The following is a 23,458-nucleotide window of genomic DNA, read 5'->3' on the forward strand; positions in this document are numbered from 1 at the left end:
GTTGACACCGTGATGGGCGCCGAGGAGCGTCCATCACGGTGTCAACCGCCTGTTCGGCGCTGGGGGAGGAGGCCGGTCAGACCGGGAGGCCGACGTCGCGCAGCTCGCGCTCGAGGTAGGGCGTCATGGTGCGCGCGTACGTGGCGGTGAGGTGGTGCGTGTCCCGGTACACGTTGACGCCGCCGATGACGGCGGGGCAGGTGCCGTCGTCGCAGTAGAGCGACGTGAGGTCGACGAACGAGGCGCCGGGCACCTCGTCGGCGGCCTCCTCGTACACCTGCGGGTCGGGGAACGCCTGGTCCTCGGGCAGGTCGCACCGGGTGGGGTCGGCGGCCAGGCCGCCGTCGAGGCACTGCGACGGCTCCTGGTCGTGCTGCGGGTTGTCCGAGAGGGCGACGACGGGGACGCCCCGCTCGGCGACGGGCCGCCACGCGGCGGCGAGGTCGGACGCCTGCCGGTCCGGGCTGCCTGAGAGGAAGTCGAGGTACCCCGTGGTGACGACGGCGTCCGTGGACCCGGCGTTCCGCTCCAGCCACGGCTCGAGCCTGTCCCGCCACTCCTCGCAGGTGCGGGCGCGCTTCCCGTCGGCGTCGACCGGCCCGGTCGTCCAGGCGCACGAGTTCTTCAGGTGAGCGGTGACGCTGAGCCGCCCCTCGGCGGCGAGCTGCCGGAACGCGGGGAGCAGGGCGCGGGCGTGCGAGTCGCCCACGAGCACGACGTGCGGCACGTCGGGGTCGTCGACCGGGCCGAAGGAGCAGTCCGCCAGCGCGGTCCCGTCGACGTCGACGAAGCAGTCCCGGGGCCCGGCGACGTCGTCCGCGACCGCGACGGGCGCGGGGACGACGACGTCGTCGAGGGCGGGGTTGTCGCAGGGCTGCTCGGTGTCCATCTCCTCGGCGCCGAAGCAGGACGGCGGGTCCGCGACGATCCGGTCGGCGATCGCCTCCTGCTCCTGCGCGTGGTGCTGTGCCAGGGCGAGCCCGCCCCCGGCGACGAGGGCGACCGCGGCGGTCCCGGCGGCGGTGACGCCGAGGGCACGTCGGGGGACGTGCAGGCTCCAGCGTTCCGTGAAGCGCGCCGGGTCCTCCACCCAGCGCTTGGTCGCCGCCGCCAGCAGCACGACGCCGGCGAGCAGGACGACCCGTTCGAGCAGGCCGGCCTCGTGCCCCAGCACGAAGGGGGCCAGGACGATCGCGGGCCAGTGCCACAGGTACAGCGCGTAGGAGATCTCGCCGGTCTGCTGCACGGGCCGCCAGGCGAACAGGGACGTCGGGGCGAGCCGCCCGGACGGTGCGCCGGCGGCGATGACGGCGACGGTGCCCAGCACCGGCACGAGCGCCGCCGTGCCGGGGAACGGCGTGGAGTCGTCGAAGGCGAGGGCGCACGAGACGAGGACGGCCAGGCCGGCCCAGCTGAGCACGGTGCGGGCACCGTCGCCCGTCGGGCGCCGTGCCGGCCGCGAGAGCCAGAGGGCGAGCAGCGCGCCGGCGCCGAACTGCCAGGCGCGGGTGGTCGTGGCGAAGTAGGCGGGCGCCGGGTTCGCCGACGTCAGCCACAGCGAGTACGCGAACGACGCGACGGTCGCGGCGACGAGCAGCAGCGACGTCGTGCGGCGCACGGTCGCCCCCCGCCGGGCGGCGACGACGGTGCCGAGCACCACGAGCAGGGGCCAGACGAGGTAGAACTGCTCCTCGGTCGACAGCGACCAGTAGTGCTGGACCGGCGACGGGTCGCCGTCCGAGGCGAGGTAGTCGACGGCGTCGCCGGCGAGCACCCAGTTCTCGACGTACAGGGTGGCGCCGAGGGTCTCGCGGAACCACTGCTGCCACAGCGACTGCGGGGCGAACAGCACCGTCGCGACGAGGGTCGCCGCGAGGACGAGGTACGCGGCGGGCAGCAGGCGGCGCGCCCGGCGCGCCCAGAACCGCGCCAGCCGGATCCGGCCCGTCGACTCCGCCTCCCGCAGCAGATGGCCCGTGATGAGGAAGCCGGAGATGACGAAGAAGACGTCGACGCCCACGTAGCCGCCCGGCAGGCGGCCGGGCCAGAAGTGGTAGAGGACAACCAGCCCCACGGCCAGCGCCCGCAGCGCCTGGATCTCCGGGCGGAAGCGTCGCGGCGGGCGGCGGGTGTCGCCGTCCGCCGCGGCGGGCGGGCCGGACGGTTGGTCGCGGACGAGCGTCGTCATGCGCAGGGGTCACCGTGGAGATCGGGGGCGGAGGGCCGGAAAGGCTAACCACGAACCCGATGCCGAGGGCAAGCCGGCTCGCGCACGGGGGCCTCGGGAGACGCCGGGCGCGGACCGAGGTGGGCCCCGCGGGTCACGAGGCAGCGGGCAGGACGACGCGCGGGGGCGGGCCGGCGACGGGGGCGGCCGCGGCGTGCACCGCGAGCTCGTGCGCGGCACGGAGGCGGTGACGCTGCTCCGGCGTCGCGCGGTCGGTCCACCAGGCCTCGGGGACGGCGTGCGGGGTGACGGTGACGCCGCGCGGCACGAGCAGCCGCGAGAGCGTGAGGGCGGCGGCCGACGGCAGCGTGACCACGCGCTGGCCGGGCCGCAGCCCGCGCAGCCGGATCTCCACCGGCGCGCCGGGTGCGCCCACCTCGATCCCCGGAACCTGCTCGAGGAGCGCCGTGACACGGGGGTCGTGGCGGCGGTGCGGCACGTAGCGCACCGGTCCGTCGGCGGCGACGCCGCGCACCCACGCCAGGTACCGGTCGGGGTGCAGCAGGCCGTCGGCCGCCAGCGCCGACCCGACCACCACCGTCTGCTCCGCAGGCGCCTCGGCCGGGGGCCTGCCCTGCAGCCACTCGAACCCGTGCTCGAGCACGTCGATGCCCAGCAGGCGGAGCCAGGCGCGCAGGTCCGGGTCGAGCGGGAGGGCGGTGCACAGGCTCAGCCCGCCCGCCTCGGCCACGCGTCGCATCCGGAGCGCCGCCAGCGCGCCGAGCCCGAAGCGCAGCGACCCGGGCGGGGCGCCGATCCGCACCAACGAGCTGCCGGACGTCAGGCGGTGGGCGAGGTCGAGGGTGGCGAGCCCGTCGTCCACCACGACGATTCGCGTCGGCGGCCGCAGCGTCCGGACCAGCGCGGACTGGAAGGCTCCGGAGAAGGGGTCCCCGACCACCACGACGTCGTGCGGCAGGTGCCGCGGCACGGGTGCCAGGTCCACGTCGAGGTCGCCGGGCAGGCCGAGGGCACGCACGGCGTCCACCCCGGCGGTGAGAGCGGGGACGTCGGCGCGCGCCAGCACCCGGGTGCGGGGACCGGCGTGCCCGGCGGCGTGCGCCTCGACGGCGCACAGCAGCTGGAGCGGGGACTCGACGAACGCGGTCACCTCTCCACTGTCACCGCGTCGGGCGACGAGCAGGGGACGTCGGCGTGGCCGGGGGATGAACGCTCGGTGCTCGTCCGGGGGCGCACCCGTGGCTGCCCGGCAGTTCCTGAGGTTCGATGGGTACATGTCCGGACGGAGCGTGCGAGACCGGTTCGTGGCCGCGCTGCGCGGGCGGTCCGCGTCGGACCGGGCGGGCCGTGACGAGGACGCCGCCGCGCTCCGCGCGGAGCTGGACGCGCGCAGCGCCGAGGTGCGCCGGCTGCGCCGCCGGGTCCGCGAGCTGGAGGCGGGTCTGCTCGACGACCTGCCCGAGCAGGTCGGCGCCGTCGCGCGCGCGGTGCGCGCCGAGCACCTGACGCTGCTCGGCGCCCGCCCGCTGCACGACCTCGCGCACGCCGTGCTCGACGCCGAGGCGCGGGCGCTGCCCGGCGTGCTGATGGAGTGCGGCACGGCCCGCGGTGGCTCGGCCGTCGTGATGGCGGCGGCCAAGGCGCCCGGGCGCCGGCTCTTCGTCCACGACGTCTTCGGCCTCATCCCGCCGCCCACGCAGGAGGACGGCGCGGACGTCCACGCCCGGTACGCCACGATCGTCGAGGGGCGTGCGAAGGGTCGTGGCGGGGAGACCTACTACGGCTACCGCGACGACCTGTACGGCGAGGTGCGGGACTCGTTCGCCCGGCACGGTCTGCCGGTCGACAGCTCCGGCGTGACGCTCGTCCGGGGGTTGTTCGAGGACACCCTGACGGGCGACGACCCGGTCGCCGTCGCGCACCTGGACGGCGACTGGTACGCGTCGACCCGCACCTGCCTGGAGCGCGTGGTGCCGCGCCTCGTCCCGTCGGGCCGGGTCGTCGTCGACGACTACTTCGCGTGGTCGGGCTGCCGCAGGGCGGTCGACGAGTTCCTCGCGCGCGACGGCGCGAGGTACGGCCTGGTGCGCGAGATGCACGCGCGCCTCCACCTGGTGCGCGCCGGCTGAGTCAGCGCCCGGCGGTGTCGAGCCCTCTCTCGAGCCCGGACCGGACGCCCTGGCGCAGGCGGTCGTGCACGCGGTTCTCCACGAGGTGGTGCAGCACGACCGCGAGGGCCAGGGAGAGCGCGGTGGCGAGCCCCAGCACCACCCAGCGGGGCGCGTCGTCGTGCAGCACGTCGATCACCGCGAACCCGAACTGGCCGTGCACCAGGTACAGCGGGTAGGTGAGGGCGCCGAGCGTCGACAGCACCCGCCAGTCGAGGTGCCGCAGCGGCCCTGCGCTGAGCGCCCAGAGGAGCGCCACCATCGCGACCACCGCGGCAGCGCAGACGACCGCGGAGACGGGCGCGCCCACCAGCTCGGAGGCCCGGTCGGCATAGAGGTACGCCTGGCGCACGCACAGCACGCTCGTCAGGGCGACGGCCAGCCACACCGCGAGGTCGCCGCCGTCGCGGTAGACGAGGAAGAGCAGCATGCCGACGGCGAAGTAGGGCGCGTAGGAGGGGATCAGCAACGCGCTCAGCAGGTCGGCGTCGTTCGCCCTGGCGAGCTGCGCGACGAGCGGCCACAGGACCGCGAGGGCGATGACCCGGCGGCGGGTGACCCCCACGAGGATGAACGCCCCCACGATCAGGTAGAAGAGCATCTCGAACCAGAGGGTCCAGAACGGGCCCTGCACGTCGGTGGCGTCCCAGGCGTTCTGGATCATCGTGAGGTTGAGCAGCGAGTCCACCGCCGAGGCGTCCCGCCCGTCGTGCCACACGAGATGCAGCATCACCGTCAGGACGACGGCGGCCCAGTAGGCCGGGAACAGCCGGGCGACGCGCGACGCGGCGAAGGCGCTGACCGGGCGGCCGTACGCCGTCATCAGGATGACGAACCCGCTGATCATGAAGAACAGCTGGACGCCGAGGAACCCGTAGCGGGTGACCTGGTTGAGCCCGGGGAAGACGTCGGACGGTGCCGCGCCCCAGTGCGGCATGCCGATCCCCGTGTAGTGGTAGCCGAGCACGAGGAGCGCGGCCAGGAATCGCAGCCCGTCCAGTCCGCGGAGGCGCGGACGGGACCCCACCCGTGCTGGGGCGGAGCTCCCGGCGGACGGTACGGACGTGGTCGGCAGGGAGAACATGGGCGGCGACGATACCTGGTCCGGTGACCTGGGCGACCATCCCGGGAGGAGAGCTCGGACGAGAGGTGGTGCGGCGCGGTTACCGAGCGGCAGGGTGCACGGACCCTGTCACCCGCTCGTGCCACAGCTCCTGACGCGCGACGTAGGCGTCGTCCCACGGCTTGGTCGGGTCGGCCCAGTGCACGAGCCGTGCCGGGGCGTCCGGCAGGTCCCGCGTCGGCACGTGGTCCCAGGCCGCGTCGAGCTCGGTGCGGTGCGGCCCGACGTACAGGTGCAGGGCCTCGCGCGCGTCGATCCGGAACTCCCGCATCGCGACGAGCGACTCCGCCGCGTACCCGTCGGCCCGCAGCCGCGCGAGGTCGAGCACCAGCACGTCGGCGTCGAACGCGTTGAAGTCGAAGACGTGCCGGGCGTGGATGCGGCGGTAGAAGTCGTACGCCGTCGCCGGTGCGTCGTCCAGGCGGCGGGCCGCCCGGTACAGCAGGCCGAAGCCGCTCGGGTCGGCGTGCGACGTGTGCCGGGCCGCGACGGCCGTGGAGCCCAGGTCGACCGCCGCGAGCTCCGCGACGTCGTCCAGCACGACGGCGTCGACGGGCAGCACCACCGCGCGGTCCACGCCGGGGAGCAGGTGCGGCAGCAGCACGTGGTGCGCCCGCTGCGACGAGTCCAGGCCGAGCGAGCCGACGTCCAGGGCCGTGGTGGGCACCCGGTGCACGGAGGTGCGCTCGGAGAGCTCCGGCAGGCTGAGCGTGGCGACGCCCGGCCCCACGAGCCAGACGCGCAGCGGCACGGACGCGGACGAGTCGAGCGCCCGCACGGCCTCCGCGACGTGGGGGAGCTGGGGGCGCCGGGGCAGGAGGACGACGTCGACGGCGCCGTCCACGGCAGGGGCCGTGACCGCGGCGGGGGCGGCCACCGTCGCCGGAGCGGCGGGGAGCGCCGGCAGCGGTGTCGCCGCGGCGTGCCGGGCCCGGGCCGCCTCGACCTCGGGTGCGACGGTCTCCCGCCACAGGGCGTAGACGTGCTCGGCGTCGCGGCCCTCGAAGACCGCCGTGAGGACGGGCTCGAGCCGCGCGATCATGCCGGTGCGGATGGCCTCGAAGCCGTCGTGGTCCAGCGGGTGCAGACCGCTGAAGCGCACGTCGGCGAAGTTCGCGGGCTGGAAGTCGACGTCCAGGCCCAACGACGTCGTGGGCAGGTAGCAGTGCAGCCGCTTCGTCACCACGTGCGTGAACGACGTGCGGTACCACTCGAGCAGCCGCACCGCCTCGCGCATGTTCTCCACGAACGTGCGGTCCTTCACCTCGCGGTAGCTCTGCTTGATGTTGTCGTGCCCGTCCGGCACGGGCTCGCGCACGGCGTCGACGTACACGGTGGCGGGCGCCGGGCGCTGGTCGAGCTCGGGGAAGACGGTGCTGACGGTGGTCGTGAGGCAGCCGGAGAAGAAGGCCGGCACGTCGAGCGACAGCAGCAGGTCGACCGTGGTCCAGTCGCGGCAGCCGACCGGGCCGTGGGCGCGGAGGTAGTCGAGCACCTCGGGGGTCAGCAGCCCGCGCTTGTTGCAGTGGAAGGAGACGAAGATCGGCCGCAGGTTCTCGTGCATCGGGAAGTCCCAGACGCCGGTGCCCGCCAGGTCGTGGGAGTGCCAGCCGAACTCGAGCAGCCAGGTGCCCTCCGGGAACGACTGGAACGACGACCCGTCGCGGTCCACCCGGTAGAGCTCGACGTCGGTCGCCTCGCCGTCGAGCCGCAGCTCCGGGCGCACCCGCTCCTGCATGTCCTGGGCGAGGCCGACGAGGTCGTCCCGGCCGTGGAAGCGCAGGTTCTGGCGGCGCACGACGTGCCCGAGGGAGGACAGCGTCTGCACGTGGTCGCCGATGTTCTGCGACGACTTCCCCTTGCCCGGCTGCACGTAGTCCATCACCGCGAAGGGCACGCGGGTGCCGGGAGCCGGTGCGGTGGTGTGCCGGTCGGCCCCGCGCCAGCGCTCGAGCCACGCGACCTCGGCGGCGCCGCCGGGCCACTGCTCCTCGTTCCCGCGATACGCCGCGACGAACCGGTCGTGCACCGCGTGCCGCAGGGCGTCGTCGCCGTGCGCGAAGACGTAGCGCAGCGCCGCGTGCCAGGTCCGCGCGCCCGGGGCCGCGCCGGCGCCGTCGAGCCAGGTGCGCACGAGGGCGAGCCCGCGCTGCGGGTCGACGCGGAAGAGCGACTCGACGTAGGGCACGGGCGCCACGGCCAGTGCGTCGCCCGCGCGGTCGAAGAGGTCGAGCGCCCGCTCGTGCAGGTGGCGGCGGTGCGCCACCAGGCCGCCCGCGACGAGCGCGTCGGGGCCGGGGGACGGCGCGGCCAGGGCCTCGTCGACGCGCGACTGCGCGCCCTTGAGGTCCTTGGCGTGCAGGAGGCCGCGGACCTCGTGCACCACCGGGTGCGTCCGGGCGAAGACTTCCCGGGCGGAGGGTTCCGGCCGTCCGAGCGCGGCGCGCAGAGCGCGGCGGGCGCCGCGCAGCAGGGTGGCGGGGTGCAGCGGGCGAGAGGGCATCAGATCTTCCGGTTCCGGGACGACGGGCCGGCCGATACTACATCGGACGACTCGGATTACAGCGGCCTCGTCTCGTCCGTCCACCGCGGGCGGCCCCGTGTCCGGAGGGGCGCCGCGGAAGAAGGACCGAGCGAACCTCAGACCCTACGATGGGCCGGTGCCCCACAGCCACGGACCGACGACGACCCGCCTGCCCGACGGCGGGCATGCCGCCGCGACCTGGTCGATCCCCGCGGACTTCGGAGGGATGACGTCGGCCCTGCTCCGGCGCTCCCGGGCGTTCGTGGAGCAGGGCGGGGCGCCGGTGCGGGTGCTCACCTTCGACCCGGCGCTCGACCTCGACGCGGCTCGTGCCCGCCTCGAGGAGCATGGCCAGCTCGTGCCGGGCGTGACGCTCCACAACCTGTGGGCCGACGTCCGCGCGATGTCGGACGAGGAGGTCGGGGCGCGCGCCGGCGCCGCCGCGCGCCCCGACCTCCCGCGCGGAGCGCCGGGGGAGCGGGCGCGGCTGGAGAGGAGCGGGGAGACCACGCGGCACCTGCACTTCCGGCCGGACGGCTCCGTCGCGGCGGTGGACGAGAGCACCCCGACCGGTCGCGAGGTCAGGTTCTACACCGGCGACGGGCGCCCGGGGCACCGGTGGTCCACCGTGTGGGCCCTGTACCGGCACTGGGTCGGCACCGTCCTGCCCGAGCGTCCGACGTACGTCGTCGTCGACTCGAAGGCGCTGACCAAGTTCTTCGCCAACCTCGAGATCAAGGGGATCTACACGCTGCACCTGGTGCACGGGGCGCACCTGACCGCTGCGGCCACTGACGCGCACGGGCCGCTCGCCGGGACGCGTGCCCCGATGATCGAGCACGTGGGGGACTACGACGCGGTGGTGTTCCTCACCGAGGGGCAGCGGCGCGACGTCCACGACCGGGTGGGCGCACGGGACAACACGTACGTGGTGCCGAACAGCACCGACCTGCCCGACGGCGCGCTGCCCGCGCACGCCGACCGCTACCGCGGGGTGATGCTCGCCAGCCTCAGCCGCCGCAAGCGCGTCGGCCACGCCATCGCGGGGCTGCGCCGCGCGAAGGCCGGCAGCGGCCTGCCGCTCACCCTCGACGTCTACGGCGAGGGACCGGAGCGGGAGCGTCTCGAGCCCCGCGCGGCGAAGGTTCCCGGCGTGACGCTGCACGGGTACGTCACGGGCGCGGCGGACCGCCTCGCCGACGCCTCGTTCCTGCTCCTCACCAGCAGGGCGGAAGGGCTGCCGCTGGTGTTCGCCGAGGCGATGGCGCGCGGCTGCGTGCCGATCGCGTTCGACGTCCGCTACGGCCCCGCCGACATCATCACCGACGGCGTCGACGGCTTCCTCGTCCCGGACGGCGACGTCGACGCGCTCGCCGCGGCGATCGTGCGGTTCGTGTCGCTCGACGACGACGTCGTGCGCCGCATGCGCGAGGCCGCGGTCGCGACCGCGCAGCGGTACTCCGACGTCGCGGTCGTCGGACGCTGGGCGGAGGTCTTCGAGGACGTCGCCCGTCGTCGGCCGGTGTCTCCGCGGACCGCAGGCCGGCCTGCCGGCCCGCCGCGGTACCGGCGCTCCGCGCTGTCCCGGGCCGCGCGGAAGGTGGCCGGTATGCTGCGACGCGCCGGTCGCCGACCACACCGGACCGCACACCTACACCCTGAGGAGGGGCCTTGACCGCCACACCCCGCGGCGCCACGTGGCGCCGACGGATCCGGTCCCTGGGGGGCAAGGCCATCCGGCGGCTGGGGCTGCTGCCCGGCGGCATGCCGGACGGGCTGGGCGAGGACCAGGAGCTCCTCGGCACGTCGTGGCCGTACGAGGTGCTCGTGTACTTCGCCGACACGCCCGACGCGCTCTACCAGATCGAGCAGTGGTACGAGACGTTCCGCGCGCTGCACGCCGAGCACCCCGTGGTCGTCGTGACCCAGGACTCCCGCACGGCGCGCGCGATCCGCCGCGACAGCGGGCTCGACGTGCGCACCGTGGCGCACTACACGACGCTCGACGACGTCCTCGGCCGCTCGCCGACGAAGCTCGCGCTCTACGTCAACCACAACCCGCAGAACTTCACCTGCCTGCGCTTCGGGCAGCTCGTGCACGCGTCGCTGATGCACGGCGACAGCGACAAGCTCGTCACGGTGTCGAACCAGACCAAGGCGTACGACTTCTCGTTCGTCGCCGGGCAGGCCGCGGTCGAGCGCATGGCGCGGTTCAGCACCCTGTACGACGCGCACGAGCGGTGCGTGCCGGTGGGCCGCCCGCAGCTCGACGACCAGCTGCGCCTGCGCGCGAGGACTCCGCGCGGGCCCCTGCCCACGGTCCTGTACGCCCCCACGTGGGAGGGCGGCCAGCCGTCCGCGGAGTACGGCACGGTGGCCACGCACGGGCTCGCGATCGTGCGCGCCCTCGTGGAGTCGGGCCGGTACCGGGTGCTCTACCGCCCGCACCCGCTCACCGGGGTCCGGGTCGCGGCGTACGGCGAGGCCGACAAGGCGATCAGGGCGTACCTGGCCGGCGCGCCCGCCCCCGCCGAGGGCCCCGCCCACGGCACCGACACCCACGGGGACGTCGCCCCGGCGTTCGCGGCGGCCGACCTCCTGGTCTGCGACGTGTCCGGCGTGGCGATGGACTGGCTCGCCACCGGCGAGCCGATCGTCGTGACCCGGCCGGTCGGCGACGTGATCATCGCGGCGAGCCCGCTGCTGGAGCTCGCGCCGTCGCTGCCTGTCGCCGCCCTCGGCGACGTGCTGGCCACCGTGGACCGCGAGCTCACCGAGGACCCGACGCGCGACCGGCGCCACGCGCTGCGCGAGCACTACCTCGGCGACACGACTCCCGGCGCCTCCACGCGGCGGTTCGTCGCCGCGTGCGAGCGCCTCATGCAGATCCGCGACCGCGAGGTCGCCCGGGTCGAGGCCCACGGCGCGCCGAGCGCCGCACCGACAGGTAACGAGAGAGGAACGCGATGAGCATCCAGACAGTGATCCTGGCGGCGGGCATGGGGACCCGCCTGGGCCGGCCGCACCCCAAGCCGCTGACGGAGCTGCGGGACGGTCGCACGATCCTCGCCCAGCAGCTCGGCAACCTCCGCTCCGTCTACGGCCGCGAGGCCGAGGTGCTGATCGTCGTCGGCTTCAAGCTCGAGATGATCCTCGAGGCCGCGCCGAACGTCGCCTTCACGTACAACGAGGTGTACGACCAGACGAACACGTCGAAGAGCCTCCTGCGCGCCCTGCGGGTCACCGGGGACCGCGGCGTGCTCTGGCTGAACGGCGACGTCGTCTTCCACCCGGACGTGCTGCGCCGCGTGCAGCCCCTCATCGACGAGGGCCGGTCGTTCGTGTGCGTCAACACGTCCTCCGTCGGTGACGAGGAGGTCAAGTACACGGTCGACGACGACGGCTACATCAACGAGCTGTCGAAGAAGGTCGGCGACGGTGCGCTCGGCGAGGCCGTGGGGATCAACTACGTCGCCGCCCAGGACAAGGCGAAGCTGCTGCAGCGCCTCGACGAGGTGGACGACCAGGAGTACTTCGAGGGCGGCCTCGAGCTCGCCATCGCGCACGACGGCGTGAAGGTGCTGCCGGTGGACATCTCCGACCTGTACGCGGTCGAGGTGGACTTCGCCGAGGACCTGGAGCGGGCGAACCAGGAGCTCTGAGCACCTGGCTCGACGGGCCTGGCTCGACGGGCCCGGCTCCGTGCAGGGGCGACGACCAGCAGGTCGTCGCCCCTCCGTCGTCCCCCCGTCGGGGGTGCCGACAGGCTCAGCCGGCCTGGTCGACCATGGCGTCGCGGCGTGCGACGCAGTCCGCGACGAACTCCAGGAACCGGCGGCTGCTGTCGCCGCGCGCGAACCCGAAGTAGTGGTCGCGCACGCGCTCGCGGGCGTCGTGGTGGGGATCCTGGGCGAGGTTGGCGGCCAGGAGCGTGCCGACGTCGCCCACCGTGTCGCCGTCCACGATGTCGACGGCGCTCGCGACGGGGGCCTCGGCGACGATCCGGGCCCGGTCGGTGCGGCGGTCGGTGAGGACGATCGGGACGCCCGGACGCAGGTAGAGGAAGTCGAGGCCGACCGACGAGATGTCGGTGACGAGCAGGTCGGTGTCCTCGAACAGGCCGAGGATGTCGGCCTCCAGCGGCAGCTCGTGCGGCGCGCCCGCCTCCCGCGCGGCGGTGACGAGCCGCACGATCTCGGCGTGGGCCGCGGCGACCGCCGGGTCCTCCGCGGTGAGCACGCGGGGGTGCGGCTTGTAGACGAGCCGGACGTCCGGGCGGTCCAGGAGCGCGCGCACGACGGCGGTGCCGTACAGGTCGAGGGACGTGTAGTTGTTGGCCTCGTCCTCGCCGGACCAGGTGGGGGCGTAGAGCACGGTCCGGCGGCCCTCGGCCGGCGCGAGCGCCGAGGCCACGTCGAGGTCGAGCTGCGGGCGACCGCACACGACCAGCTTGTCGAGGTCGAAGTTGATGAGGGCGCGCCGGTGGCGCTCGACCGCGGCCTGGCCGGCGACGACCACGTGGTCGTAGGCCTTGGCCTGGTTGGAGACCATCGAGACCTTGTCGGACTCGCCGTGGTTGACGTGCACGTGCAGGGCCCGCTGGTAGATGAGCGACTGGAAGTTGCGCCAGCCGTTGTTGACGTAGACGACCGTCTTCACGTCGATCTGCTCGTAGAGCCGGCGCAGACCGTCCAGGCGCCGGACGAAGAGGACGGGCAGGTCGGTGGTCTCGCGGAGCTGCTCGGTGAGCTCCCAGTGGCGGGTGACGATCGCCACGGGGTGCTCCGCGGCGACGCGTTCGAGCACGGGCAGCCACTGCTGCAGCTGGTAGGCCTGGTTCGGGGTGTCCGCGAAGTACGCCACCACGGGGAACCGGGGCAGGCCGTCCAGCTCGGGGGAGTGCTCGGGCTCCTCACCGGCGATCGTGCTGGTCACGACCCGCTTGACGCGCGAACCCGCGCTCAGCAAGATCTGTGCGGCAAGCTTGCGCACGCGGTCCGTGATCGTGGGCTGCTGCGGTGGGGTGACGTGCGACATCCGTGCCTTCCTGGTGGCGGGGTCCCGTGGCGCGACGAGTATTCCACGGCGTCCTGGGGCCTTCCCCAGGGGGCGTCGGCGAGAGGAGCGCACACCTCGCCGCTGTACTATCGACAGGGCCCGGCAGCCGCTGGCCGTACCTCGAAAGACGGGTATGCAAGTTACGTGACCACCGACACCACCACGGACGCCACCTCGGGTGACCGCGGGAAGCCGGAGCCCGGTCGTGACCCGCTCCGCCCGCCGGAGCCGCTCGTGCCGGCCACGACGTCGCAGGAGCGACGGGCGATCGCGGAGCAGTTCGGGCTGCAGCAGATGGGCGTGCGCCCGCCGCTCGGCAAGTACATCCGCGACGTCGCCTCCCGCTGGGCGTTCATCCGCGTCCTCGGCACCGCGACGGCCTACTCCAAGAACCAGAACAACTATCTGGGCCAGCTGTGGGCCGTCCTCAACCCGATCCTCAACGCGACCGTCTACGTGCTGATCTTCGGCATCCTGCTCGGGGCGAACCGCGGTGTGGAGAACACCATCGCGTTCATCACCATCGGGACGTTCCTGTACCGGTTCTTCGAGCAGTCGGTGCACGCCGGGTCGCGGTCGATCGCGCAGAAGACCAACCTCATCCGGTCGCTGCACTTCCCGCGCGCCGTGCTGCCCATCGCCCAGGTGGTCTCGCTGCTCACCACCCTCGTGCCGGCCCTGGTGGTCATGTGCGCGATCGTGCTGCTCAGCGGGCTGCTCCCGGCGTACCCGACGGTGCACGTCACGTGGAGCTGGCTCCTGCTGCCGGCCATCGTGGCGCTGATGTGGATCTTCAACACGGGCATCGCCTTCATCGTGGCCCGCGCCGTGGCGATCACTCCCGACCTGGACAACATCATCGGCTTCGTGCTGCGCCTCGTGATGTACGCCTCCGGCGTGATCTTCCCGGTGATGCACTACGTCAAGGACCTGCCCGCCCAGGCGGCGGCCATCGTCGGACCGATCCTCGAGTACCAGCCGATCGGCGTGTTCCTCTACGTGGCCCGCTCGATCCTCACGCAGGAGCCGTCCATGCCGCAGGACCCGTGGATGTGGTTGTGGGCGGCCGGCTGGGCGATCGTGACCTTCGTGGTCGGGTTCATCGTTTTCTGGCGCGGAGAGGAGCGGTACGGCCGTGACTGAGTCCGACCTTCATCTCGACGTCGACCTCGACGAGGACTTCGAGCCCGAGGATCTCGAGGGCCCGAAGCCCGTCGCGACCGTCGGCGACCCGGTGCTCGTCGTCGACGACCTGCACATCGTCTACCGCGTCTTCGGCGGCAAGGCGAAGCAGGTCGCCGCCAAGGGCGCCGACAACGTGCGCGAGGCCAAGGCGCCGAAGCGTTCCCTCCTGCGCCGCCTGGTGAGCTCGACGTCGCAGCACGTGGGCGCGGTGAGCGAGGTGCACGCCGTGCGCGGCATCTCCTTCGTCGCCCGGCACGGGGAGTCCATCGGCATCGTCGGCATCAACGGCTCCGGCAAGAGCACGTTGCTGCGCGCCATCACCGGCCTCATCCCGCCGCGGTCCGGCGGCGTGTACGTGGCGGGGGAGCCGGCGCTGCTCGGCGTCAACGCCGCGCTGATGCCGCAGCTCACGGGCGAGCGGAACATCTGGATCGGCGGCCTGGCTCTCGGCCTCACCCCCAAGCAGGTCGAGGAGCGCTTCGACGAGGTCGTGGAGTTCGCGGACATCGGCGACTTCGTCTACATGCCCATGAAGACGTACTCCTCCGGCATGGGCGCCCGGCTGCGGTTCGCGATCTCCTCGGCCGCGACCCCGGACATCCTCATGATCGACGAGGCGCTGGCCACCGGTGACGCGGCGTTCAAGGCCCGCTCCAAGGCCCGCATCGACGAGGTGCGCAAGAACGCCGGCACGATCTTCCTCGTCAGCCACTCGATCAGCACGATCGAGGCGATGTGTACCCGCGTCCTCTGGGTGCACCAGGGGGAGCTCGTCATGGACGGCGGCACGGAGGACGTGCTCGCCGAGTACCGCAAGTTCGTCCGCGCGCACCGCCTGGCCCGTTCGTCCGCACGCGCCGGCGGGGTCGGTCCGCGCGCCCGCACCAAGCAACGTGCCAAGAAGCAGGCCGGGCCGTGATCTCGGGCAGGCCGCCCGGTCGCTGAGGCCGGCGGACCCACCGGTTACCATGGGCCCGCGAGCGGCCCCTGCCGCGGTCGGTGTCGGCCGATCAGGGTCAGAGCCGTTCGACAGGGATGGCGCGCCAGCGTCCGTCAACCGTCCACCGCATGCTAGGTGTCTTCCACTATGTCTTTTTCGCCTCGCCAGATCGCCGCTGTCGCTCTGATGGCGGTGTGCATGGTCGTCGCCGTGCTCGTGTGCCTGCTCGCCCCGGTACGGGTGGGCCTCGTCGCCGTGCTGGTCACGATCGGGGTCTGCACGGCGATCGTCCTGCTGTTCCTGCGCAAGGTGCTCTCGGCCGTCTACCGGCTCGGGCAGAACGGCGCACGGAAGGAGTCCGAGGCGTCGCGCTCGACGGCCCGGGCGACGGAGCGCGAGCTCGCCCTGGTGAACGAGCGTCTCGAGCGGATCGAGCAGCACCTCCCCGAGCGGCTGGCGGCACGGATCGCGTTCGAGCTCACGCAGTCTGAGCGGGACTCGTCCGGCCTCCGGGCGTCCGGCTCGGCCGACCTCTAGGACGCGGCACCGACATGTCCCTCCCCGCAGCGCCTCAGTCGTTCGCGCACGCGCACCCCGACGTTCCCGCACCGGCGTTCCAGGAGCTCACGCCCGAGGAGTTCCTCGTGCGGAACCGGCAGTCGCCCTGGCGTGCGCTCGCCGTCGGCAGCCGGATGCGCTCCGCCGCCTACCTGGACCTCCTCGCGCTGGACGGCACGGGTGCCACCCATCGCTGGGAGGCGCTGCGCCAGGCCATCGAGTCCGGTGTCTCCCGGGAGCAGATGCTGCGCTGGGACGTCCCCCGGGTGCTCTGCGCGGCGCTGCTCGCCTGCGTGCTCGAGCCCGAGGAGGCTCACCTCCAGGCCGTCACGAAGGTGCTGCTCACGGCGCTCGACCGTTCGCAGCTGTGGGAGCCCGACGCGTCGGCGGCGCTGCGGCTCGCCACCCAGGTCGCGGTGATCACCCGTGCCGAGGCGCTGTTCGAGGAGCTGGCCTCGCTCCCCACCGCCGAGGAGAGGATCGCGTGGGCGGGCCGTACCGACCTGCTGCGGCCGCCCGGTCTGGCGGACCGCACGGGCGCCGGTCCGGCCCCGGTCGACGGCGACCGGCTCGAGCGCTGGTGGGCCCAGTTCAACAAGCCGTTCACGGACCGCGGTCTCGCCCCGTTCGTGCTCGCCGTCGACGACCTGGGCGGAGCCGGCGAGGTCTTCGCGAGCATCGAGGCCCCCGAGGCCGCGCCGTGCAGCGTGCCGCGCGACGAGCAGCCCCTGGTGTCGGTCGTCGTGCCGACCTACAACCCGGACCGCGGCTTCCGCCACACGATCGACTCGCTGGTCCGCCAGTCGTGGTCGAACCTCGAGATCCTGGTGGTCGACGACTGCTCCACGAGCGGTCGGGAGCACCTGGACGCCGCCGCCGCGACGGACCCCCGGGTGCGGGTCGTCGCGCGCGAGCACAACGGCGGTACCTACCAGGCGCGGAACTCGGGGCTCCGGGAGGCGCGGGGCGAGTACGTGACCTTCCAGGACGCGGACGACGTCTCCCACACGCAGCGCATCGAGCGGCAGCTCCTCCCGCTGCTCGCGGACCCGCGCAAGATGGCGTCCGCGTCGAAGAGCCAGCGGGTGCTGGGCACGGGCGGCGTCACCTATCTCGGCTATCTGCCGGAGCGGGCCAACGAGTCGTCGCTCCTGTTCCGCCGGGAGGCCGTGCTCGACCGGCTCGGCCGGTTCGACGACGTGCGGAAGGCCGGGGACAGCGAGTTCTCCGAGCGCCTGAAGCGGGCCTTCGGGAAGTCCTCCGTGGTGAACGTGCGCGAGCCGCTCTGTCTGGTCCAGCTCAAGGTCGGCTCGCTCTCGCGCTCCGACTTCCGGCCGAACTGGATGGCGGGGGCGCGGTTCGCCTACAGCAAGCAGTTCGGCGCCGCCCACAGCCGCATCAAGGCCGCGGGCTCCGAGCACTGGAAGCTCGACGACTCGCGTCCGTCGATCTGCTGGGCGCCGCCGGGGGTCCGGGGAGAGCAGCCGCCGCAGCGCCTGTCGCACGCGGTGCTGGCCGACTGGAGCTCCGCCCTCGAAGGCTCGCGGGACGGCCTGCGCAGGATCCGGGCCCTCCTGCCCGGGACGGACGGCCCCGTCGGCCTGCTGAGCGGGTTCCGTCCCCGGTCCAGCCGCAGCCTCCGCACCGTCCAGTCGCGACGCCGGATCACCGACGCGGTCGAGCAGGGCGAGCTCCGGTGGATGAGCTGGCGCGACACGACCCACGTCGACACCCTGATCGTCGACAACCCGGAGTACCTCCTCGCGCTCCCCGCCGAGCCCGAGGTCGGGATCGTCGTCGACCGGGTGCACGTCGTGCTCGACGAGACCGTGCGACGCGCGGACGAGTCCCTGCTCCCGCCGGTCGCCTGGTGCGAGGAGCAGGTCCGGACCGTCTTCGGCGCGCGCGTCAGCTGGATGGTCTCGTCGCCCGAGCTGTTCCGGTACCTCCAGGGCAAGGGGGTCGACGTCGCGCTCGTCCAGGGACGAGCGGCCGAGCGGAGCGCCCTTGGGGACCACCCGAGGATCGGCGTGGTCCTGCCCAGGCACGTCGACCTCGCGGACTGGAACCTCGACGTCCTGCGGTCCGTGTTCGTCGGCTCCGGCGCCTCCCAGGTCGTGTTCTACGACGAGGGACGGCGGCTGACCGCGGAGCGGGCCGACGCCGCGGGGATCACGGTGGTGCCGAGCGACCAGCTCGACCGCGCGGAGTTCCTGGACAGCATCGACGTCCTCGTGCCCGACATGCTGGGTCAGCGGCTCTATGCCGCCGAGTCCTGGTTGTGGCTCGCGCGCGAGCACGACGTGGTGCCGCTGCTGCCGGACGGGCTCGAGACGGTGCAGCAGGTCCCGGTGCTGCGGTACTCCGAGTTCGGTGCGGGGGAGGTGGTCTCGGCCCTGGCCGCCGATCCCGACCTCGCCCGGCGTCTCCCGGGCGCGGGGGCGACCGACGCGCGCGTCGAGGGCCCCACGACGGGGACGGCCGGCCCCACGACGAACCAGGGACCGCGCCGTACGACCAAGATCCGCTACGTCGTCGTCGGCGAGGACGGGACGCTGGCGCACCTGCGGACCCGGCTCTCCGTCGCGCAGGTCGAGCGGGACGCGGATCTCCGCACGGTGCAGGACCGCTCCTTCGGCGCGCTCGTGGAGGCAGGGGTCTTCGCCGGCCTGGCTCCGGGCGACAGGCTGTGCCTCGTCGACGCCGGGGTGGAGTTCGAGGCGGACTCGTTCGACCGCCTGGACGCCGACGCGGCCGAGGACCTGCACGTCTTCACCGACGCGACCGCGGGCCACACGCTCCACGCGAAGGTCGACCTCGGCGGACGGGTGCCCCTCACCGAGCACGCCCCGCTGTGGGTGGGCTCCAGCCCGGTGCTCGTCCGCGCGGACATCCTCTGGGCCGCCGTCCGGAAGCACCCGGCCGCGCGCACGCGCGGCCTCGCCTTCGCCGCCGCGCTGTCGATCAGCGGCGGGTTCGGCGTGCTCGGCGAGGTGCGCTCCCACGGCGTGCTCGACGACGGCGCCGAGCAGTCCGCCGAGGTGCTGACCCGGGACTGGTACCTCGACTTCGCGCGGGACTGGGCGGACCTCCTCGAGGCGACGGACGCTCTCGGCGCGAGCCACACCTACCTCCAGCGCCTGTTCGTGCACCTGCTCGCCGGGCGGGTCCGGCACAACACCGGCGGCACGCCGAAGCGCATCTTCGCCGAGGAGGACCTCGCCGCCTACGAGCGCGTCCTCTCGCGTGCGCTGCGGCACACGGCCGACGAGCTGATCTGGTCCCCCCGACGCCCCACCCGGATCCCGTCCCCGATCGTGCGCATGCACCTGCTGCGGCTCAAGCACGGGGCGGCCTTCGAGCCGGCCCTGGGCCACGACGCACAGGGCCCGTTCGCGGAGTTCCGAGGGCTGGAGCTGGAGCGTCCGGACGACGTGACCGTCTCGATCGACTCGATGGCCGCCCGCGACGGCGTCCTGACGGTCAGGGGCCGGATCCCGCTGGCCTTCAACCACCCGGGGCACCGGCTCGAGGTGCACGTGGGCGGGCGCTCGATCCCGCTCGCCGACCGGCAGCGCTACGCCGACACCTCGCTGCACGGGGTCGCGCTCCACCGCGCCTTCACCTTCACGGCGTCGGTCCCGTTCGCCGAGGCCACGGAGCGGCTGGAGTTCCGGTACGCGTCGTCGGACGCGTGGTACACCCCGCTGCGCCTCCGCTTCACGCGGGCGACCGCCAAGCTCAGCGGCGAGCCCGCGGCGTACTGGGCCGTGCCCGGACTCGGGATCCTGACGGTGGGTCGCCGCGGGATCGACATCGCGCCCTACTCGGAGTCGGCCCGGGACGCGGCCGAGCAGAACCTGCAGCGGTCGCTGCGGGAGTCCGGCGACCCGGTGCGGATCGAGGCCGCACGGCTCCGCGGCGAGTACTTCTCGACCCTGCCCGCCTACCGCGGCCGCAGGATCTGGATGTACGCGGACCGCATCGTCAAGGGCGGCGACAACGGCGAGTACGCGTACCGCTACGCGCAGGCACAGCGCGACGGGGCCGAGACGCACTACGTGGCCCAGCCGGGCACGGCCCTCGCGGCGCAGCTCGACGCCGACGGCGTGGAGTACCTCGCCTTCGGGACGGACCGGCAGCGGCTGCACTACCTCCACGCGTCGATCGTCTTCGCCACGCGCATCGGGACGAGCAACACCTTCGGGTTCCAGCTCGACCAGACGTACTTCCGCGACCTGTTCGACGCGCGCGTCGTCTACATCAACCACGGGCTCGTCGTGGACAAGCTCGACAACCTGCTGAACATCGGGTACTCGAACTTCGAGCGGGTCCTGGTGGTCTCCGAGCTCGAGCGTCGGAACCTGCTCCAGCCGAACTACGGCTACGAGGCCGACCAGGTCGAGGTCACGGGGTTCGCGCGCTACGACGGGCTCCGTTCCCGGGCGGAGCGGACGATCCTCCTCGCGCCGACCTGGCGGACGTACCTGCACAGCCCGCAACGGGGCGTCGAGCAGACCCTCAGCCACCGCGCCTTCCGGAAGACCGACTACTTCCAGGTCTTCCACTCGCTCATCAACAGCCCGAGGCTGCACGCGGCCCTGGAGAAGCACGGCTACCGCTTCCTGTTCCTCCTCCACCCCAACACCGGGACGCAGCTGACGGACTTCGTCTCGCAGAGCGAGCTCGTCGAGGTGCGTGCCGCCACGGAGGACGTCAGCTACGAGCAGCTCCTCACCGGGTCGGACCTCATGATCACCGACTACTCCGGGGTCCAGTTCGACTTCGCGCAGATGCACAAGCCGGTGCTGTACTACCAGCCCGACTCGATCCCGCCCCACTACCCCGCCGCGTCGTTCGACTACGCGACCGACGCGTTCGGCGAGGTCGCGAAGGAGGAGTCGGACCTGCTCGACCTGCTGGAGCGCTACCTGGAGCGGGGCTGCGCGCCGGAGCCGGAGTTCGAGCAGCGGGTCGAGACGTTCTTCTCCTACTTCGACCACGAGAACTCGAGGCGGATCTACGAGGTCGGGCTGGAGATCGAAGGCCTGAAGGAGCGGAAGGGCCGCGATGACTGACATCGACAGGACAGACATCGACAGGACGGACATCAATCGCCCCGAGGGCGAGTGGGACGGCCTGGCACCCCACACGAGCCTCGTCATCGCCTGCTACCGCGTCGGCCCGTACCTTCCCGCGTTCCTCCGGTCGCTCGACGAGCAGGTCGCGGCGCACGCGGGCTACGAGCTGATCTTCGTCATCGACGGCTGCCCCGAGGACTCGGAGGAGGTGGTGCGGGCGTGGATGCCCACCACCGACTACGCGGTCCGGGTCGTCACGAAGGAGAACGGGGGCGTGGCCTCGGCGCGGAACACGGGCCTCGCCTGGGCCCGCGGCACCTGGGTCTCGCACCCGGACCCCGACGACCGGCTGGACCCCCGGTACCTGCTCGAGATCGAGCAGGCACGGGAGCGGTTCCCGGACGAGACGATGTACGTGGGTCGGGCGATCCTCACCTCGCCCGACGGTTCCACGATCGGGCACACGCTGGACGCCCGGTACGTCGGCGCCCCCAGCTCGGTCGTCGACCTGCACCGGGAGCCGCGCAAGATCCACACGCTCGGTGGGGTCGCGTTCTTCCGCCACGACGTGATCGTTCGCCACGGCCTCCGTTTCGACGAGCAGATCCTGCAGTCCTCCGACACCGACATGATCGGGCACTTCCTGCTGTGCAACGGCGCGCGGTACGTGCTGGTCCCGGGGGCGGAGTACTTCTACCTCCGCCGTGCCGACGCGTCCTCGATCGTGTCCAAGCACAGCGGCAACATGTCCCGCTACGCGTCGCTGTTCGGGATCTCGCACCGCGGCATGCTCGACCGTGCCGGCGACGAGTGCCCGCCGTGGCTGGCGAACCTGCTGCTGTACTTCGTGTTCATGCTGTTCCGGCGGAACCGACGCGTGAACACCCCCGTCGACCTCGCCTCCGAGGAGCAGCTGGCCCTCATCCGTGAGCGTCTGACAGAGAACCTGCGGCAGATCGGCGCGGCCAACATCCAGGGCTTCGACGTCTTCGCCGTGCCGCTGGAGATGCGGTTCGCGTGGCTCGCCGCCGTCGAGGAGGTCACGTCCTCGCCCGTGGAGCGGCTGCGCTGGCACCCCGAGAGGGGCGCGTGGCGCGCGGCCGTCTACGGCAGCGCCAGCGACTTTCCGGAGCTCCAGGTCGTCGTCGGCGACGCCGAGGTCCTCGAGACCAGGAGCCGCGGGATCGAGTTCCTCGGGAAGACCTGGCTGTACCAGCTGGTGCTGCTCGTGCGGATGGAGCGGGGGGACGAGGTCGGCCTGGCCTCGACCGACCCGCGCTTCACGCTCGATCTCGACGGCACGATCCTGAAGGCCGGCGCCGTCGACGAGCGTGCCGGGAGGCGGCCGCCCATCGACGTCAAGCCCGCGGCGCCGAAGGCCGGTCCGGCCACGACCACGGCCGCGTCGCCGGCCCCGACCCCCGCGCCGGGCTCGGCCCCCAGGCCCGCCGCCGCGCGGTGGCGGCGCCTCGCACGGGCCGTGACGGGATCCGCGCGGACCGCGGTGCCGCCGCAGGCCGGCGTGCCTGCCGGGCCGGCGGCCACGCGCGGCGAGACCTGGGTGTTCGTCACGGGCGACGACGCCGACGCCTCGCCGTCGCAGAGCGAGCTGCTCTACGAGTACGTGCGGGAGCAGGTGTCCGACGTCGAGGTGCGGTTCGTGACCGAGGCGGGGTCGGAGGCCGAGTCGCGGCTGCGCCGGGCGGACGTCGGGTGCGTGACCGCCGGCTCGCCCGAGCACGCGGCTCTCCTGCGCCGGGCGGACCTCCTGGTCACGTCCCGCATGTCACGGCGCGCCCACACCCCGCTGCCGGGGCAGGGGATCCCGCGCGAGTGGCGCGTGGCGCTGCTGCCCGCCGGCGGGGTCGGCAGGCTGCTCCACCGGGACTCCTGGGCGTCGCAGGCAGACCTCATCACCGTCTCGTCGGCGATCGAGCTCGTCCGAGCAGGCGGCCCCTACGGGAACCAGGCCTACCTCCCGAGCGAGGTCGCGCTGACGGGGCTGCCCTCGCACGACCGGCTCGAGGAGCTGCGGGCGCCGGCCGAGCACATCGTCGTCCTGCCCGGCTGGCGGGCGGACACGTTGCGGCCGTCGGACCCGGCCTCGGCCGGGCGGGCGGTCGACGAGTTCCGCGCCCTGCCGTTCGTCGCCGCCTGGCGCCAGCTCCTCGAGTCCGCCGAGCTCGCCGCTCTCGCCACCCGGGAGGGGCGCCGCGTCCGGCTGGTCCTCCCGTCGGGGGTCGGCCCCGAGGTCTTCTCACCCCCGCCCGGGGTGGAGGTCGTCCCTCAGGACGACCTGCTGGCGGCCCTGGCCTCGGCGGCGGTCCTCGTCACCGACTACTCCTCCGCCCGTGCGCTCGACCTCGCCTACCTCGGGCGGCCGACGGTCTATCTCCAGGTCGACCGGGAGGCCGTGCTCGGCGCCCCCGACAGCGCCCGCTCCCGGGCGGCGGGGTTCGAGACGTCCGGGTTCGGTCCGGTCGTCACGAGCCCCGAGGAGGCCCAGCGGGCCGTCGCCGACGTCCTCGGGGCCCTGCCCGACCTGTACGCGGAGCGCATCGACCGCGCGTTCGCCTACCGGGACGGCAAGGCGCGCGACCGGATCCTCGCGGCGCTGCGCGGCTGAGGCCCCG

The 23,458-nt window shown here is 73.3% G+C and carries 14 protein-coding genes; 9 read left to right on the plus strand and 5 right to left on the minus strand.

Translation table 11 applies throughout. The features are described from left to right. Positions 1-76: 76 nt before the first annotated feature. On the minus strand, positions 77-2,188 hold the full coding sequence (locus ACFQ80_RS13810) for an acyltransferase family protein (RefSeq protein WP_430564050.1): 2,112 nt from the start codon (positions 2,186-2,188) through the stop codon (positions 77-79). Between the two features lie 133 nt (positions 2,189-2,321). After that, the gene (locus ACFQ80_RS13815) at positions 2,322-3,338 is read right to left on the minus strand and encodes a hypothetical protein (protein ID WP_430564051.1); all 1,017 of its coding nucleotides are present in this window, start codon (positions 3,336-3,338) and stop codon (positions 2,322-2,324) included. A 124-nt stretch (positions 3,339-3,462) separates the two neighbouring features. On the opposite strand from ACFQ80_RS13815, the gene ACFQ80_RS13820 reads away from it, so the two are divergent. Then, positions 3,463-4,317 (plus strand): TylF/MycF/NovP-related O-methyltransferase, encoded by an 855-nt coding sequence (locus ACFQ80_RS13820; protein ID WP_430548941.1) that lies wholly within the window; start codon positions 3,463-3,465, stop codon positions 4,315-4,317. A 1-nt stretch (position 4,318) separates the two neighbouring features. Here the strand turns inward: ACFQ80_RS13820 and ACFQ80_RS13825 are convergent, their stop codons facing one another. Both ACFQ80_RS13825 and ACFQ80_RS13830 read right to left on the minus strand, forming a co-directional pair. Further along, on the minus strand, positions 4,319-5,440 hold the full coding sequence (locus ACFQ80_RS13825; RefSeq protein ID WP_430564052.1) for an acyltransferase family protein: 1,122 nt from the start codon (positions 5,438-5,440) through the stop codon (positions 4,319-4,321). A gap of 79 nt (positions 5,441-5,519) precedes the next feature. Next, positions 5,520-7,982: a hypothetical protein gene (locus tag ACFQ80_RS13830; protein ID WP_430548943.1), complete on the minus strand. Its 2,463-nt coding sequence runs from the start codon at positions 7,980-7,982 to the stop codon at positions 5,520-5,522. A gap of 157 nt (positions 7,983-8,139) precedes the next feature. On the opposite strand from ACFQ80_RS13830, the gene ACFQ80_RS13835 reads away from it, so the two are divergent. From ACFQ80_RS13835 to ACFQ80_RS13845, 3 genes are read left to right on the plus strand one after another with little or no spacing between them, the layout of a single operon-like run. Then, positions 8,140-9,678, plus strand: a complete 1,539-nt coding sequence (locus ACFQ80_RS13835) for a glycosyltransferase (protein WP_430564053.1) — start codon at positions 8,140-8,142, stop codon at positions 9,676-9,678. Next, positions 9,675-10,973: a CDP-glycerol glycerophosphotransferase family protein gene (locus ACFQ80_RS13840; protein WP_430564054.1), complete on the plus strand. Its 1,299-nt coding sequence runs from the start codon at positions 9,675-9,677 to the stop codon at positions 10,971-10,973. The genes ACFQ80_RS13835 and ACFQ80_RS13840 overlap by 4 nt, the downstream gene beginning before the upstream one ends. Further along, on the plus strand, positions 10,970-11,665 hold the full coding sequence (locus tag ACFQ80_RS13845) for an NTP transferase domain-containing protein (protein WP_430548946.1): 696 nt from the start codon (positions 10,970-10,972) through the stop codon (positions 11,663-11,665). The genes ACFQ80_RS13840 and ACFQ80_RS13845 overlap by 4 nt, the downstream gene beginning before the upstream one ends. Before the next feature lie 106 nt (positions 11,666-11,771). On the opposite strand, the gene ACFQ80_RS13850 is transcribed toward ACFQ80_RS13845, so the two are convergent. Continuing rightward, a complete protein-coding gene (locus ACFQ80_RS13850) occupies positions 11,772-13,040 on the minus strand; it encodes a CDP-glycerol glycerophosphotransferase family protein (RefSeq protein WP_430564055.1) in 1,269 nt (422 codons plus the stop codon). 165 nt (positions 13,041-13,205) lie between these two features. Here ACFQ80_RS13850 and ACFQ80_RS13855 point away from each other — a divergent pair, with 165 nt between their 5' ends. The 5 genes from ACFQ80_RS13855 to ACFQ80_RS13875 all read left to right on the plus strand — a co-directional run bounded on the left by ACFQ80_RS13855 (position 13,206) and on the right by ACFQ80_RS13875 (position 23,451). Further along, positions 13,206-14,204 carry an ABC transporter permease gene (locus ACFQ80_RS13855; RefSeq protein ID WP_430548948.1) on the plus strand — a complete coding sequence of 333 codons (999 nt, stop codon included), beginning with the start codon at positions 13,206-13,208 and terminating at the stop codon, positions 14,202-14,204. Beyond that, positions 14,197-15,165, plus strand: coding sequence for an ABC transporter ATP-binding protein (locus ACFQ80_RS13860; RefSeq protein ID WP_430548949.1), 969 nt, complete (start codon positions 14,197-14,199; stop codon positions 15,163-15,165). The genes ACFQ80_RS13855 and ACFQ80_RS13860 overlap by 8 nt, the downstream gene beginning before the upstream one ends. 219 nt (positions 15,166-15,384) lie before the next feature. Beyond that, on the plus strand, positions 15,385-15,723 hold the full coding sequence (locus ACFQ80_RS13865; RefSeq protein WP_430564056.1) for a hypothetical protein: 339 nt from the start codon (positions 15,385-15,387) through the stop codon (positions 15,721-15,723). A gap of 14 nt (positions 15,724-15,737) precedes the next feature. Then, the gene (locus ACFQ80_RS13870) at positions 15,738-20,822 is read left to right on the plus strand and encodes a CDP-glycerol glycerophosphotransferase family protein (RefSeq protein WP_430564057.1); all 5,085 of its coding nucleotides are present in this window, start codon (positions 15,738-15,740) and stop codon (positions 20,820-20,822) included. Next, the gene (locus tag ACFQ80_RS13875) at positions 20,815-23,451 is read left to right on the plus strand and encodes a glycosyltransferase (protein ID WP_430564058.1); all 2,637 of its coding nucleotides are present in this window, start codon (positions 20,815-20,817) and stop codon (positions 23,449-23,451) included. The genes ACFQ80_RS13870 and ACFQ80_RS13875 overlap by 8 nt, the downstream gene beginning before the upstream one ends. Positions 23,452-23,458: the final 7 nt, after the last annotated feature.

Source organism: Isoptericola sp. NPDC056578 (assembly GCF_042793275.1).
Lineage (GTDB): Bacteria > Actinomycetota > Actinomycetes > Actinomycetales > Cellulomonadaceae > Isoptericola.

Excerpts from the sequence above, each read along its gene's own strand:
- ACFQ80_RS13810 (WP_430564050.1), bottom strand. The coding sequence starts at position 2,188 with ATGACGACGCTCGTCCGCGACCAACCGTCCGGCCCGCCCGCCGCGGCG.
- ACFQ80_RS13820 (WP_430548941.1), top strand. The coding sequence starts at position 3,463 with ATGTCCGGACGGAGCGTGCGAGACCGGTTCGTGGCCGCGCTGCGCGGG.
- ACFQ80_RS13825 (WP_430564052.1), bottom strand. The coding sequence starts at position 5,440 with ATGTTCTCCCTGCCGACCACGTCCGTACCGTCCGCCGGGAGCTCCGCC.
- ACFQ80_RS13830 (WP_430548943.1), bottom strand. The coding sequence starts at position 7,982 with ATGCCCTCTCGCCCGCTGCACCCCGCCACCCTGCTGCGCGGCGCCCGC.
- ACFQ80_RS13845 (WP_430548946.1), top strand. The coding sequence starts at position 10,970 with ATGAGCATCCAGACAGTGATCCTGGCGGCGGGCATGGGGACCCGCCTG.
- ACFQ80_RS13850 (WP_430564055.1), bottom strand. The coding sequence starts at position 13,040 with ATGTCGCACGTCACCCCACCGCAGCAGCCCACGATCACGGACCGCGTG.
- ACFQ80_RS13865 (WP_430564056.1), top strand. The coding sequence starts at position 15,385 with ATGGTCGTCGCCGTGCTCGTGTGCCTGCTCGCCCCGGTACGGGTGGGC.
- ACFQ80_RS13870 (WP_430564057.1), top strand. The coding sequence starts at position 15,738 with ATGTCCCTCCCCGCAGCGCCTCAGTCGTTCGCGCACGCGCACCCCGAC.
- ACFQ80_RS13875 (WP_430564058.1), top strand. The coding sequence starts at position 20,815 with ATGACTGACATCGACAGGACAGACATCGACAGGACGGACATCAATCGC.